Below are 15,959 nucleotides of genomic sequence, written 5' to 3'. Positions count from 1 at the left end.
TTTTATTTTGGCTAAATAAGCCTTACAAGCTTCATCATTTGGCAGTTCTTTTATAAAACTCAGTATATTTTGACCTTGAAAAATATCCATATCTGTTATATTTAATGACACTAAGATACAGAAACTAAATGACTAACTCAGGAAATTTATTTTACTAGCTCACAACAGCCAAATAACAGAATTTAAAGGTTGTATTTTAAAATAAACATAATATACCTTGGCTGAACAAAGTAGCTACTACTTGTAACTGTATTTGCGGCGACAGAAATAGCATCTCGATTTAAAGATTTTGTATTTAATAAATTGGTTCCAGAAATAACATATTCCCAATGACTATCATCTATTCTAAAACTTAATTCAGAACTTAAAAAGGCATATTTATTAGAAATTGTATTTGCCTCATCATAATAATTATAATAATCATAATCCGAAGTTAAAATAAAATGTTTTAAAAATTTTGCATCAATATTTACAAAAGGTCTATCGGTATGATAAATACGATCTCCATAATTATTTGTGCTTTTCGTATAACCAACCGTAATATTAGGTATTTTGTTGAAATTTGTCCCTATATCTCCACCATAAGAATAACTAAGTACATCGTTTACAAACCATTCCCCATTTCTAACATTGTTGTTTTTAGAATAGTTACCACTTGTTCTTAAATTCACTTTCAATTTTCTAAACGTTCTGCCATATCTAAACCTAGCACTAACCGTTTCATCTGCAAACAATGAATTTATTGAAGTCCCACTCTGACCGATTCCATCAAATTCAGTATTTCCCTTTATTGTGTTTTCTTGTTTCGTATAATTAATAGAAGCATTAATATTGGTGTAATTGTACATTACAAAACTAAAAAAACTTAAGGAATAGTTGTGATAGATAGCACTTTCTAAATCCCTATTTCCTTCATACACATTATTGTAATTATTAAACAACAAACCTTCAGATAATTGTTTAATATCTGTAAATTGATTTGTCATCGTATAACTAAATCGCAAACTTTCCGTTTTTTTAAACTGGTATCTAGCGTAAAAATCAGGTAATAACCGAACTTGACTTGTAGTATTATCGTTTCCTAATTGAGTGTCTTTGGTTGCATAATAATGTAACTTCAACCCTGGCTCAACGGTTAATTTATTTCTAACAAATTTATAATGTAATGCTGTATAAACATCAGAAAAATAAAACTCAACATCATTATTATAGCCATCTCCCTCAAAAACATCTTCTGACCCATTATCTAAAGTTTGAAATAATCCAGAATTAAATTTTTGTTTGCTCAAAAGTGTACCTACAGTAACATTTAAATTACTTTGATCATTTAATAAAAAGTAATAGTCAACTTTTCCGTCAAATCTACTTGTTTTAATCGTTTTGTCTTGAGTCAAATCATAATACTCCTGTGAAGTATTTAACGTTGGAGTCAAAAATGAATCCACATTTAAAACTTCTGAAAGAGAATTAAAAACAGGAAATTCCTGTTGGTATAAATACTGTGCCTCTACAGCCATTATATTTTTTGAATCGAAAGTTTTATAAATATTTAAATTTTGAGTAAACGAAAAAGGATCGTCACTATTATCAGTTGAAATAAGTCCATTATCAGAACTATTAAGTTCGGACTCTTGCAATGAATTCTCTTCTTGTTCTGATTTCTTAAAGAATATGTCATAATCCAATTGAAAATCTGTTGTAGGTTTATAAACCGTACTCAATTTTAATAAACCTAGTTTATTATCTTGTCGAATACCGCTTTCTATCTTTTCAATATCACCCGTGTCCTCATAATTTTTAATAGTACTCTCCAACATATCCGTCTGTGTTCCTGAATAAATACCAAACCCACTAAATGTTGTTTTTTCATTTGGATTGTGACTAAAGTTTGCTGCACCAAATTGCGAACTTAGCTCATACGCTCTGTTGTTTTGAGTTGTAGACAAACCAACAGTATTATCACTTATATTTAATGACGTTCCTCCACGAGAAGACAAACTTCTTAAACCACCAGTAAATCGATAATAATCTCTATTTGAAAAAGGTACACTTCCTATATTATTGAAATCTGTCAGTACATTTATACTTGTTTTAGGGCTGTAATAAAATATTTTAGGTTGCACCAAATAAAGATTTTCTACTCCTGCTCCAGCAGTCACTTCACCAAACCAAAATTTATCTTTTCCTGTTTTTAAACGTATATTTATAGCTATAGAATCTTCATTATTGGTCACACCTTTCATCTGACCCACCTCACTATAATTACGTAGAACCTCTATTTTATCTAAGGCATCTGCGGGTATATTTTCTATAGCAATTTTAGAATCTCCATCAAAAAAATCTTTTCCTTCTACCATTACTTTAGTAACAACTTTTCCTTCTATCTCAATCTCCCCGTCATCATTAATTTCTACTCCAGGTAGTTTTTCAAGCACATCTCCTAACTTTCTTTCCGTTCCATTCCTAAAAGAATCAGCATTATAAACTATAGTATCTCCCTTTATGGTAACAGGCATTTCGTAAGAAATTTCAACTACGTCTAATAGATCATTTGTTTCTTTAAGAGTTATATCTTGATTTAAATCATCATGAATATTTATTAGATCTATGGTAATAGACGCAGTATTGAACCCCATATAACTAACCTTTAATTCATAAACCTGATTGGCAGATAAACTCAATTGATATCTTCCCTTAGAATCTGTAATGGCATATTCTGCCATTTCTTCAGTGGCTGAATTGATAGCAATAACATTCGCCATTTCTAGACCATTTCCAATAGAATCTTTTACAATTCCTTTAATTTTAATCGTTTGTGCATTTGTCTGAAACAAAAACAAAAACATTACAACACAACTTACAATTTGACTATTTCTCATAACATAAAAATCTTATCTAGGTCTTCTTCCTCCTCCAGGTCGACCATTCATAGATCGCTCTTTAAGCTCGTTTGTTTTTTCTTCTACAATTTCCTCGAACTCTTTCTCTGATACTTTTTTTCCTTTTTTAGGCGGCTTAATCTCTACTTTTTCTTTGACATTTAACACCACCTTGGTGCATATTATTTGCGTATCTCCAGCATTCACACTTAAAATTAATCCTGGGAGCCCCCAGTATTTACCAGGACCTTGTGAAACAGGTACTTCTGGAGTATACCATGCGATAACTATCGTTTTTGTTTCTAAAGAATCTTTATTTTTAGCAAACGGATTTTCTTTTTTGTCAATGGTTGTGGTGGCCTTATAACAAGTATATTGCCCTATTTTTTTTGTTTCCTTTTCCAATTTCCATGGAATCAAAACAAGAGGGTCTTCTATTAAAAAATTCTTTCCAAAAAACTCTACGGCTCTTTTATATTCTTTATCAGCAATGTTTTTATATACGACACCCCCGTCCGATCCTCCAAGAATTGAACGAAACCGAGGGCCCCTTCTTCCTTCTTCTGGTTCATCTAATGTTACCTGTTCTTCATAGATTGAAGCAGTTTTATTGAAACTTAAATCAAAATTTTTCTGCATTTGCTTGTCTATTCTCTCTTTCATTCTTTTTTTTGCGTCTTCAGGAACACTACGGTCACCAAAGTCAAAATCAAAATTTGTTTTAGACATATAAACAGCTTTCCCTTGAAATTCTTGGGAAAGACTACTATAACTTATAAAAAGAAATACTGTAATTAAATAAAATAATTTCATCGTAGGTTGTTTAAAATTTTAGTTTCACTACATTAAGACTAATTTTAACTACTAAGGTTTAACCTAAGAACTTATTTTTATAAAAAGATTAAGAATCTTTCGTAACTTTGTATTAATGAGATTTTTTTTACCTATTGTGTGTTTTTTTTTTTGTAGCTATTCTCAAACCGTAGCCCACCTAGAAAAAACTATTTTTCTAGAAACTGACAATTTCGTTGGTTGTGACTATGATTTTAACATCTATTACTTTTCAAATACCATTTTATCAAAAAAAACAGAACAAAAAGTATTCAGTTATTCTAATTTTATTTATGGAAATATAAGCTCTGTAGATATTACTAACCCCTTAAATATAGTTGTTTTTTATAGGGATTTTAATATTGTAATTATACTCGATAGTCAATTAAATGAAACCGATATTATTCAATTACCCTATGACATTAGTTTTGTAACTAAGGGAGCAGTAAACCACATATGGCTACTGACAAGGAATATGCAAACTATAGAAAATTATAATTTTAGAACCAAAACTGTCGTTTCAAAAACTCAACCTTTAACAAACACAGTAATTTTAAATATGAAGAGTACTGAAAATTACGTTTATCTACATACCAAATCGGGGATACAAACTTTTGATTACTTAGGGAATTTTATCAAGGAGCACATTGACAAGAATATTGACTGTTTTCAGTACAACAACCGTATTTTATACATACTCTACAAAGACACCCTTTATAAGGTAAATGACAGCATCAATCCAATTAAATTAACAAAACAACTGAAAATTGAAAATTTTCATATAATAAACAATCATTTTTTTATCTTTGATGGCATTGAATTATATCTTTTTTCTATTAGAAAAAAATAATAATTCCAGAGAAATAACAATCTAAAACATCACATCTATGCACGTAGCTATAGCAGGAAATATAGGCGCAGGTAAAACTTCACTTACAGAACTTTTAGCAAAACATTACCATTGGAATTCTCATTTTGAAAATGCAGAAGACAATCCTTATTTAGATGATTTTTATGGTGAGATGGAACGTTGGTCTTTTAACCTACAGGTTTTCTTTTTAAACAGTAGATTTGAACAAATCCTAAAAATTCAAAAGAGCGGTAAAAATATCATTCAAGACAGAACTATCTATGAAGACGCCAAAATTTTTGCACCCAACTTACATGCAATGGGATTGTTAACGAATAGAGACTACAAAAATTACTCTTCTCTATTTGACTTGATGGAAAACTTGGTAACTCCTCCAGATTTATTGATCTACTTAAGAGCTGATATCAAAACGCTTGTTGGACAAATTCACAAACGTGGAAGAGCCTACGAAAACAGTATCAGTATTGAATATCTAAGTAGATTGAATGAAAGATATGAAGCATGGGCTTCACAATACGACAAAGGAAAATTATTAATTATTGATGTTGACAATATTGATTTCGTAGAAAATCCAGAAGATCTAGGAAATATCATCGATCGAATAGATGCTCAGATTCACGGGTTGTTTTAATATAACACTTCTACTTATCAATCTTGACATTTATACAGCAACATGAATTTATCTGAGATTGGAACTTTCAATTCATACTTTTCAACCTCACGAATCCATTTTAGTTTTAAAGGCATAGATTCAAGTATTAATTCCCGTTTTCCACAATGAATCAAACTGGAATATTCATCTAAATTCCTTTTATATCATTTTAACATTTAAAATGATGCATTAAATTCGTTTCTTTTTTATTCATATTTCACACAAAAACAAAACCGTAGTGTAGCTATGCTTCTATTTTTATTGCTTATCTGAATAAAAAACATTTCAAATTATTATTCCGTCATTTAAAAACAGGTATTACTTACAGATTAAAAAGAAAAAGGGATCTCATTTGAGATCCCTTTTTCTTTTATAAAATGATAAAATCAACAATCTTTTTTTTCTAGATCTACAGAATATTCTTTTAAGACATCCTCAATATTATACCTAATAGAAACCATATTTTCAGTTTCTTTTTCAGCTTCATATTCTTCTTGCTCAGAAACAACTGGAATTACCAATTCAATAGCTTTCTTTTCTGCCTCTTTTTGCTGATTGTATTCAGAAATCTCGACTTCATTAGCAATACTTGGTGCAATTACTAAAGCAACTACCGACATTAACTTTAACAAGATGTTTAATGAAGGTCCAGAAGTGTCTTTAAATGGATCTCCTACAGTATCCCCAACAACTGCCGCTTTATGAATGTCAGTTCCTTTTTTACCTTGCTCTTCAATTGTTTTTTTAGCATTATCCCAAGCTCCACCAGCATTCGACTGAAAAATAGCCATCAATACACCACAAGTAGTAACTCCAGCTAATAAACCTCCTAACATTTCAGGACCTCCAACAAAACCAATTACAACAGGTACAACAATTGCCAATACACCTGGTAATACCATTTCTTTCAAGGAAGCTTTTGTAGATATATCTACACATTTATCGTACTCTGCAACACCATCAGCCGCGTCAAAAATAGCTCTATCTTCAACCGAAGCTTTAGACATATCAGAATCGTATTTTTTCATAACTTCTAAGGCTGCTTTTAAAGCAGGAATATCTCTAAATTGACGACGAACCTCTTCGATCATCGCCATCGCAGCTCTACCGACAGCATTCAAAGACAAAGCAGAAAAAACAAAAGGCAACATACCACCTATTAATAAACCTGCCATAATAAGTGGCTTTGAAACATCAATGGTAACCACATTTGCAGTTTTCATATAAGCAGCAAATAATGCCAATGCTGTTAAGGCTGCAGAAGCAATCGCAAAACCTTTTCCAATAGCAGCAGTAGTATTCCCTACCGCATCTAATTTATCTGTTCTCTCACGCACTTCACTTGGCAACTCAGCCATTTCAGCAATACCACCAGCATTATCAGAAATAGGTCCATAAGCGTCAACTGCTAACTGGATTCCCGTATTTGCTAACATCCCTACTGCTGCAATCGCAATACCATATAATCCTGCGAAATGATGAGAAATGATAATAGCCGCAGCAATTAATAAAATAGGCACTGCAGTAGACATCATTCCTACTCCCAATCCTGCTATAATATTTGTTGCTGCTCCCGTTTCTGATTGTGATATTATTGACTTAACAGGTTTAAAATCTGTACTGGTATAGTACTCTGTTACTTTACCTACTGCTAAACCTGTAACCAAACCAGTTATCGTTGCCCAAAAAACCCCCATTGCTCCAAAAGGCAATCCTGCCTGAGATTCAGGAATCAATGCATTGATAATAAAATAAGATGCAACCACCATTAAACCAGCAGAACCAAACTCACCAATATTCAACGCAGCATGTGGAGATCCTCCATCTTTCACCTTTACAAAGAATGTTCCAATAATAGACATCACAATTCCTATCGCAGCTAAAACCAGCGGTAAATATACAGCTCCCAAGCCATCAAATTCTGGTGTGATAATAAACGCACCTAAAACCATAGTACCAATTATAGATCCTACGTAAGACTCAAATAAATCAGCCCCCATACCAGCAACATCACCGACATTATCACCAACATTGTCAGCGATTGTAGCAGGGTTTAACGGATGATCTTCAGGAATACCAGCTTCAAGCTTCCCTACTAAATCTGCACCAACATCTGCGGCTTTTGTATAAATACCACCTCCAACACGTGCAAAAAGAGCAATAGAAGAAGCTCCTAATGAAAATCCTGATAATACATTCAATATTTCAGACAGCTCCCATCCCTGAGCACTGTAAATCATAAAAAGTCCGCTAAGTCCTAATACCCCAAGTCCTACAACACCTAAGCCCATAACAGCACCACCAGCAAAAGCAACTTCTAGTGCTTTTCCTAATGATGTTCGAGCAGCTTGTGTTGTTCGTACATTTGCCTTGGTAGCTACTTTCATTCCAATGAACCCTGCTAATGCGGAACAAATAGCTCCAACTACAAAAGAAACTGCAACCATACCGTTGGAATTCACCTCATAGCTCCCTTTAAAATAAAGCAGTATAGCGACAGCAACAACAAATACCGAAAGCATTTTGTATTCCGCTTTCAAAAAAGACATCGCTCCATCAGCAATGTTTTTTGCTATTCGAACCATTTTTTCATTTCCGTCATCTTGTTTAGAAACCCAAATGTTTTTCAAGAACACAAAGGCTAATGCCAATACCCCAAATAGGGGTAGATAATTTACGATTAACTCCATCATATAATAAATTTTGATTAAACTATTAATTTTTGGTTTAGTTTGTACTAAAATATGAAATTTAACAGACAAAAAAAACACCGCGTCTAAATTAATAAATGTGGTGTTTTTATTTTATGAGAAAAATCACATTAAATTGTAAAATTCCCGCTTTTTTTATCTTCACTATTTTCGTAGCGTTCTACACACTGATTATAGATCTCTCGAGCAGCTTCAGCATTGCCCCAGCCCCCTGTATCTACTTTCTTTTTTTCTAAGTCCTTATACACTTTAAAAAAGTGTTCTATCTCTTTTAATCTATGTGGATTTAAATCAGAAATATCTTCTTTATTACTCCAAATAGGATCAGAAACAGGAACGCAAATAATTTTTTCATCCGGTCCTTTTTCATCTGTCATATAAAAAACTCCAATTGGACGAACTTCCATCACAACCATCGGATAGGTTGGTTGGTGCCCTAAAACCAATACATCTAAAGGGTCGCTATCCAACGCTAAAGTTTCCGGAATAAATCCATAATCTCCAGGATACATCATTGAAGAAAACAACATTCTGTCGAAACGGATTTTGTTTAACTCGAAATCATATTCGTATTTATTTCTACTTCCTTTTGGAATCTCTATTAAGACATCAAAAGTTTTTACTAATTCATTCATAGTTTAATTTAATTTGATTGCTGACTAATTTTTCCGTAAAAATAGTCAAATTAAGTATTTCAGCCTTGGATTTCTAAAATTAATACTCTATAGTTTCCTTAAACTTTTTTCTGTGAAAAACATCTAATTACAAACATCTTAACCCTCTCCATATTCATAGAAAAAGTCCTTTCTAACAAGAAAGGACTTTTGTATATAATGTTAAGAAGTGTTATTTAACGTATAAGACTTCTTTTACTTCTTTAATTACATCTGTATAATCTGGCAACCATTCAGCCAATAATACAGGCGAAAATGGAGCAGGAGTATCCGCAGTATTAATTCTTTTGATAGGTGCATCTAAATAATTAAATGCCTTTTCTTGAACTTGGTAAGTGATTTCAGTAGAAATATTTCCATACGGCCAAGCTTCTTCCAAAATAACCAACCTGTTCGTTTTCTTTACTGATTCAATAATAGCATCAATATCTAAAGGACGAATTGTTCTTAAATCGATAATCTCACAAGAAATTCCATCTTTTGCTAATTCATCTGCTGCTTTATAAGCCTCTTTTATAATTTTCCCAAATGAAACAATTGTCACATCAGTTCCTTTCCTTTTTATATCAGCAACACCTAAAGGAATGATATATTCTCCTTCTGGCACTTCACCTTTATCTCCATACATTTGCTCAGACTCCATAAAAATCACAGGATCGTTATCTCGAATCGCAGCTTTTAATAAACCTTTTGCATCATAAGGGTTTGACGGTACTACAACTTTTAGACCAGGAGTATTAGCAAACCAGTTTTCAAAAGCTTGTGAATGTGTAGCTCCTAATTGGCCTGCAGATCCAGTAGGACCTCTAAACACAATAGGACAAGGAAATTGCCCTCCAGACATTTGGCGAATTTTAGCCGCATTATTAATGATTTGATCGATGCCCACCAAAGCAAAATTAAACGTCATATACTCAACAATAGGTCTATTACCCGTCATTGTAGATCCAACAGCAATCCCACCAAAACCTAACTCGGCAATAGGTGCATCAATTACTCTTTTTGCTCCAAATTCATCTAACATCCCTTTTGAAGCCTTGTAAGCTCCATTATATTCAGCAACTTCTTCACCGATTAAGTATACGCTTTCGTTCAAACGCATTTCTTCACTCATCGCTTCGCAAATTGCTTCTCTAAATTGTATTGTTTTCATTGTAGTCATCTTTATTAGTCAACAAAAATAAGGATTTTCAGTTCATAATTATCATTTACTTTTCAAAAAAAGGTAAAAAAAACAAAATCAATTTATTCTTTCCCTAAAACAATATGATTCTAGAAAGTTATTGTGAAAATCATATCTTAATTATAAATTTCACAATAATCCTAAAGGAAAAACATATAGAATGTCTTATTTATTATATTGATAAAAATACACAGTCTTCGTTATTAAAATTACATTTACTAAAAAAAATAATTATCTTTGGCATTACTTTTTAATAAATTTACAAGTCTTTAATAACTATGAAAATATTAGTATGTATAAGTCATGTTCCGGATACGACTTCTAAAATAAATTTTTCAGCTGATGGTGCTGAATTTGACACAAATGGTGTGCAATATGTAATCAATCCCTATGATGAGTTTTCATTAGCTAGAGCTATGTGGTTCAAAGAAAAACAAGGGGCGAGTATTACTGTAATTACTGTTGGTGATGCTAGTACCGAACCGTCTTTAAGAAAATCATTAGCAATTGGAGCTGATGATGCTATTAGAATTGATGTCAAAGCAATCGATGGTTTCGCTGTAGCAAAACAATTAGCTGAAATTGTAAAAGCAAACAACTATGACTTAGTTCTTACAGGAAGAGAATCTATTGATTACAATGGAGGCATGGTTCCAGGTATCTTAGCCACTTTAATTGATTATAATTTTGTCAACGCTTGTGTAGGCTTAGAAATCGACGGAATCAACGCTACAATAACAAAGGAAATAGACGGAGGAACAGAAATTTTATCTAGCACATTACCATTAGTAATCGCAGGACAAAAAGGTCTTGTAGAAGAAAAAGATCTTAGAATTCCTAACATGAGAGGAATCATGATGGCCCGTAAAAAACCTTTGACAATTGTTCCAAGTAACAATGCAGAATTATATACAAAATCAATTAAATTTGACAAACCAAAAGAAAAAGGTGCTTGTAAAATAATAGATGCTGGGGCAATTGATGAATTGATTGATTTATTGCACAACGAAGCAAAGGTGATCTAACTTATAGGGAGAACCATATATAACAAATTACGTTAACACATAACACACAACATTATGTCTGTATTAGTTTTTGCCGAATCACCGGAAGGAAAATTTAAAAAAATCGCATTTGAAGCGGTTTCTTACGGAAAAAAAATAGCTAGTCAATTAAAAACTCAATTAGTAGTTCTAACCATCAATGCAGAAAACGCATCGGAAGTAGCTACTTATGGAGCAGATAAAATCTTAAAAGTAAACAATGGAGATTTAGCTAACTTCAATGCTATAAAAACAGTCTCTATTATTCAGCAGGCTGCTCAAAAAGAAAACGCAGAAGTCGTTATCATCGACTCAAGTTCTAACGGATTATACCTTGCACCTATTATAAGTGCAAAATTAGAGGCTGGATTTGCATCTAATGTAATCGAAGAACCTAGTTCGACAGTTCCTTTTATTGTAAAAAGAAAAGCTTTTTCAAACAAAGCATTTATCCATACTGAAATACCAACAGCAATCAAAGTTCTAGGACTTGCAAAAAACTCTGTAGGGGTTTTAGAAAATTCTACTTCAGTCAATGAAGAAGTATTCTCACCTGAAATTATAGCTTCTGGAGTAACTTCAGTTAGCACAAACAAAAGCTCAGGGAAAATTTCTATTGCAGATGCAGATATCGTTGTTTCAGGAGGAAGAGGGCTAAAAGGACCTGAAAATTGGGGGCTAATTGAAGAACTAGCAGATGTCTTAGGGGCAGCAATCGCTTGTTCCAAACCTGTTTCTGATTTAGGATGGAGATCTCATGAAGAACATGTTGGACAAACAGGTAAGCCAGTTGCCGCTAATTTATATATTGCTATTGGAATTTCTGGAGCGATTCAACATTTAGCAGGAGTGAATGCTTCTAAAGTAAAAGTTGTAATCAATACAGACCCTGAAGCACCTTTTTTTAAAGCTGCGGAATACGGAATCATTGGAGATGCTTTTGAAGTAGTCCCAAAACTTATTGAAAAACTTAAAGAATTTAAGGCGAAAAACTAAGTTTTTTCACTAGATTGAAAATATATAAGACTGTTTATATAATCTCGATAATTTGCTCGATGCCATAAACAGTCTTTTTATTCTACTACAACCTGAAAAATTATGAGTTTAGTACAACTAGAAATTAAAGGAATTTCATACAGTCAAACGCAAAGTGGGGCATACGCATTAGTACTTACCGAAATTAAAGGGAGCAGAACCTTACCTATAATTATTGGTGCTTTTGAAGCACAATCAATCGCAATTTCATTAGAAAAAGAAATAAAACCACCGAGACCCTTGACTCATGATCTTTTTAAAACTTTTTCAGACCGGTTTAAAATCAACATAACTCAAGTAATTATCCACAAATTAGTAGATGGTGTTTTCTTTTCTAGCCTAGTTTGTGAAAAAAACGGATCTGAAGAAATCATAGATGCTAGAACTTCAGATGCTATTGCTTTAGCTACAAGATTTAACGCCCCGATTTACACTTACGAGGCTATCCTTGAAAAAGCAGGTGTCTTCTTAAAACTTGAAGCCGAGAATATCGTAAGCGACACCTGGGAATTAGAACTTGACGAATTATTAAGCGAATCCAATTCAGATAATGAAAAGAACCCTTTAAAACGTATGTCATTACAAGAGCTTCATAACCAACTTCGGAGAGCTATAGACCAAGAAGACTACGAAACTGCAGCTAATTTAAGAGACGAAATCAGCAAGAGACAATAGTACTAATAAACATTCTATTAGAACTGTTCATTACTTTTCTAAAAAAAAAACTTAAGCGCCTTTTTTAAAAACTTGCTTTTGTTATTTTTGTAAGACTTGTGTTTGTTTTTTTTACACGCAAGAACAAAACCCAATAGAAGATGAAGCAGTATATAGACTTAGTAAAACACGTAACAAAAAACGGAGTATTTAAAGGAGACAGAACAGGGACTGGGACAAAAAGTGTATTTGGCTATCAAATGCGTTTTGATCTATCCAAGGGATTTCCGATGGTCACGACTAAGAAACTGCATTTAAAATCTATCATTCACGAATTACTTTGGTTTTTAAAAGGCGATACAAATACCCTTTACCTTAAAGAAAATGGAGTAAAAATATGGGATTCTTGGGCTGATGAAAATGGAGATTTAGGTCCTGTTTACGGACATCAATGGAGAAGTTGGAATGGAGAGGAAATTGATCAAATATCTGAGCTGATCGAAACTTTAAAAACAAATCCAAATAGTAGACGAATGTTAGTTTCTGCTTGGAATCCGAGTGTCTTGCCAGATACCTCAATATCTTTTTCGGAAAACGTTGCAAATAATAAAGCAGCTCTGCCTCCTTGCCATGCCTTCTTTCAATTTTACGTTGCTAATGGAAAGTTATCGTGTCAGCTATACCAAAGAAGTGCAGATATTTTTTTAGGAGTCCCTTTTAATATTGCTTCTTATGCTTTGTTAACCATGATGATTGCTCAGGTTGTCGGCTTAGAACCAGGTGATTTTATCCATACTTTTGGAGATGCTCACATCTATACAAATCACTTTGATCAAATAGAAGAACAGCTTTCTAGAAAGCCCAAAGATTTACCTATAATGAAAATGAATCCAGAGATCAAATCTATTTTCGACTTTACTTTTGACGATTTCACCCTTGAAGGTTATGAACCACACCCACTAATAAGAGGTAAAGTCTCTGTGTAATCGACAAAAAAACACAATAAAAACGTCTTTTATTAAAGTATTTTTATTTTTAGTGCCTAAATTCGAATCTCTTGATTACAAGACTCAAGAAAAAAATGAAAAATAGTACATAAGTACAGCTACTTTATAATAATATATTGAGACTTAAAAAACCAACCATAAACTTATCTGTGAAAACCAATAAAGCTCTCGAAATGATTGTTTGTAAGCGACACATCACACTTTAAACATAAAAAAAGAAGCAATACCAATCATTAAACCTTTTTTTTTAAATAAAAATCCTGTTGCAGTCAACAACTCACTTCCTCTTTTCTTTCTACATAAATGAATAATTCATGAATTTCTGATATTGTTTGCAATAACCCCCAAAGCTTTCTAAATTTACAGATTAAAAAACAAAAAAACATTATGACTACCATAATTGCGGCTATTGCTAAAAATAATGCTTTAGGAAAAGACAATAATTTAATTTGGCACTTACCTGCAGATTTGATTCGTTTTCGTAAAATCACTACAGGGCATCATATAATCATGGGAAGGAACACCTATGAATCTATTGGGAAACCACTTCCAAACCGAACAACGGTTATTATTACTCGTAATAAAAACTATGTGGCCGATGGCTGTATTATAGTCAACTCCTTAGAAGAGGCTTTAGAAATCACAAAAGATGACGAAAGTCCATTTATTATTGGAGGCGCACAAATTTATAGACAAGCAATCCTCTTGGTAAATAAATTAGACATTACAGAAGTACATCATAAATTTAATGCTGATGTGTTTTTTCCGACAATTGACACTGAAATTTGGAAAGAAACAAACAGAGAATGTTTTACATCGGATGAAAAAAACAACTATTCTTATAGCTTTGTTTCTTATATAAGAAGATAGTAACATTTAATTAATGCATTAAATTCGTTTCATTTTCTTTTATATTTCATACAAAAACAAATTCGTAGCGGTGCTATGCTTCTTTTTTTATTGCTTTTTTGAATAAAAAATAGTCCAAATTACTATTACGTCATTCAAAAATTAAATTGGCATTATAAGTTCGGGGTGCTGTTTTAATTCGTTGCGTACATTGTATTTTCTTCTAAAGTTATAACGTGATTTTTGAACTTTAAAGACCTTGTTTTCAAGGAGTGTATCCTCATTAAAAGCATTGAAACTAATAAACTGAATAAAGTTTATTCTATCTATTTGTGCCTTATTTATTTTTGCGCCAAACTCAACCTTCTTTACTTCTAACACCGGAATGTAGGTAGTTATTATAGGTGAAACTATCTGCTGATATCTGTGTTAAAACAGTCTTGAGTCTGTTGCTTTGTAGAGAAAAGGTGTTTGAAAATCATGAATATAATAACAGGATTATTGATGGTGGTTTTAGAAGAATGGAAACTGATAATTTGTAGTTATTACTGACTTTAAGCTTGTTTAAAGTCCAAATAGCTGAAAATAAGGCATATTGATAGGTCTTCTTCGAAAAGTACGAGTTTGCGGGTAAGCTATAGTAAGTAGTAAAAAAAGCTTCCAGCCTCTATGTTAAAACAGTCTTAAGTCTGTTTTTTTGCAGTTAAAGTAGGTGTTTGAAATCACGAATATGATTTGAATGAGCTCGACTGTAAAGAGTTATTGTATAAATAGATTGGTTAAAGTAGTTTCGCTTTAAAAATATAATATAGTTGTGGAAAACAAGTACACTTTTTTTAAAAAATCACTTCTATTGTGGGCTCTTACATTCGGGGTCTTCGGATATTCCCAAGTTGGAATAGGAACAAACAGTCCGAATGATTCTGCCATGTTGGAGGTTGTGTCCAGCGATAAAGGAGTTTTGATCCCACAAATTTCTTTGACGTCACTTTCAGATTCGAATACTATTAGCAATGGTAATGTTGAAAGTTTGTTAGTTTTTAATACATCAACAATCGGAGATGTTACGCCAGGATATTATTACTGGTATGCAAATAGTTGGAGACGAATAATGGCGTCTGATGAGATCAACCTTCCTTCCAATATAGTTATTTGGAATGATACAACTAATGAATTCACTTATGTGGATGAATCAGGAGATATTCATATAGTTAATATTCAAGAATTGATTGAATCCGCAGAAACCTTAACGACACTTAAGGTTGATGCTTCAAATGAGACATTAGATTATTTGGATGAGGATGGGGTTACAAATAAAGTTGAGTTAGATTCCTTAGTTGTTTCAGGAGTTATCAATAATGTAGAAGAGATTTTTAATAATGAGTATGTAACTGAAGAGATTACAAATATTGTTGAGACTAATGTAGATGAAACCTTAACGACACTTAAGGTTGATGCTTCAAATGAGACATTAGATTATTTGGATGAGGATGGGGTTACAAATAGAGTTGAGTTAGATTCCTTAGTTGTTTCAGGAGTTATCAATAATGTAGAAGAGATTTTTAATGAT

At 32.5% G+C, this 15,959-nt stretch carries 12 protein-coding genes and 2 pseudogenes; 8 read left to right on the top strand and 6 right to left on the bottom strand.

Features of this window, described 5'->3' with window-relative positions; all coding sequences use genetic code 11:
* From V5787_RS06600 to V5787_RS06590, 3 genes and pseudogenes are all read right to left on the bottom strand, one after another.
* Positions 1-90: pseudogene (locus V5787_RS06600) on the bottom strand (IS1595 family transposase); the annotation flags it as partial.
* 92 nt (positions 91-182) lie between these two features.
* Positions 183-2,879: a TonB-dependent receptor gene (locus V5787_RS06595; RefSeq protein ID WP_336892468.1), complete on the bottom strand. Its 2,697-nt coding sequence runs from the start codon at positions 2,877-2,879 to the stop codon at positions 183-185.
* Between the two features lie 12 nt (positions 2,880-2,891).
* Positions 2,892-3,692 carry a GLPGLI family protein gene (locus tag V5787_RS06590; RefSeq protein ID WP_336892467.1) on the bottom strand — a complete coding sequence of 267 codons (801 nt, stop codon included), beginning with the start codon at positions 3,690-3,692 and terminating at the stop codon, positions 2,892-2,894.
* A 115-nt stretch (positions 3,693-3,807) separates the two neighbouring features.
* Here V5787_RS06590 and V5787_RS06585 point away from each other — a divergent pair, with 115 nt between their 5' ends.
* Both V5787_RS06585 and V5787_RS06580 read left to right on the top strand, forming a co-directional pair.
* Positions 3,808-4,560 carry a hypothetical protein gene (locus V5787_RS06585; protein WP_336892466.1) on the top strand — a complete coding sequence of 251 codons (753 nt, stop codon included), beginning with the start codon at positions 3,808-3,810 and terminating at the stop codon, positions 4,558-4,560.
* 37 nt (positions 4,561-4,597) lie between these two features.
* Positions 4,598-5,212: a deoxynucleoside kinase gene (locus V5787_RS06580; RefSeq protein WP_336892465.1), complete on the top strand. Its 615-nt coding sequence runs from the start codon at positions 4,598-4,600 to the stop codon at positions 5,210-5,212.
* A gap of 407 nt (positions 5,213-5,619) precedes the next feature.
* On the opposite strand, the gene V5787_RS06575 is transcribed toward V5787_RS06580, so the two are convergent.
* From V5787_RS06575 to V5787_RS06565, 3 genes are all read right to left on the bottom strand, one after another.
* On the bottom strand, positions 5,620-7,923 hold the full coding sequence (locus V5787_RS06575; protein WP_336892469.1) for a sodium-translocating pyrophosphatase: 2,304 nt from the start codon (positions 7,921-7,923) through the stop codon (positions 5,620-5,622).
* 131 nt (positions 7,924-8,054) lie between these two features.
* A complete protein-coding gene (locus tag V5787_RS06570; protein ID WP_336892464.1) occupies positions 8,055-8,579 on the bottom strand; it encodes an inorganic diphosphatase in 525 nt (174 codons plus the stop codon).
* A gap of 211 nt (positions 8,580-8,790) precedes the next feature.
* Positions 8,791-9,771, bottom strand: a complete 981-nt coding sequence (locus V5787_RS06565; protein ID WP_336892463.1) for a pyruvate dehydrogenase complex E1 component subunit beta — start codon at positions 9,769-9,771, stop codon at positions 8,791-8,793.
* 308 nt (positions 9,772-10,079) lie between these two features.
* Here V5787_RS06565 and V5787_RS06560 point away from each other — a divergent pair, with 308 nt between their 5' ends.
* The 6 genes and pseudogenes from V5787_RS06560 to V5787_RS06535 form a co-directional block, all read left to right on the top strand.
* On the top strand, positions 10,080-10,826 hold the full coding sequence (locus V5787_RS06560) for an electron transfer flavoprotein subunit beta/FixA family protein (protein ID WP_336892462.1): 747 nt from the start codon (positions 10,080-10,082) through the stop codon (positions 10,824-10,826).
* Between the two features lie 54 nt (positions 10,827-10,880).
* A complete protein-coding gene (locus V5787_RS06555) occupies positions 10,881-11,840 on the top strand; it encodes an electron transfer flavoprotein subunit alpha/FixB family protein (protein ID WP_336892461.1) in 960 nt (319 codons plus the stop codon).
* A 102-nt stretch (positions 11,841-11,942) separates the two neighbouring features.
* Entirely contained in the window at positions 11,943-12,554 is a 612-nt protein-coding gene (locus V5787_RS06550) for a bifunctional nuclease domain-containing protein (protein WP_336892460.1), read from the top strand.
* 140 nt (positions 12,555-12,694) lie between these two features.
* On the top strand, positions 12,695-13,519 hold the full coding sequence (locus V5787_RS06545) for a thymidylate synthase (protein WP_336892459.1): 825 nt from the start codon (positions 12,695-12,697) through the stop codon (positions 13,517-13,519).
* A 408-nt stretch (positions 13,520-13,927) separates the two neighbouring features.
* Positions 13,928-14,410, top strand: a complete 483-nt coding sequence (locus tag V5787_RS06540) for a dihydrofolate reductase (protein ID WP_336892458.1) — start codon at positions 13,928-13,930, stop codon at positions 14,408-14,410.
* A 793-nt stretch (positions 14,411-15,203) separates the two neighbouring features.
* Positions 15,204-15,959, top strand: a pseudogene (locus V5787_RS06535) (hypothetical protein); the annotation flags it as partial.

Origin of the sequence: Flavicella sp. (genome assembly GCF_037132785.1) — a bacterium.
In the GTDB taxonomy this organism is placed as follows: Bacteria; Bacteroidota; Bacteroidia; order Flavobacteriales; family Flavobacteriaceae; genus Flavicella.
This window is presented reverse-complemented; position numbering and strand designations above follow the sequence as displayed.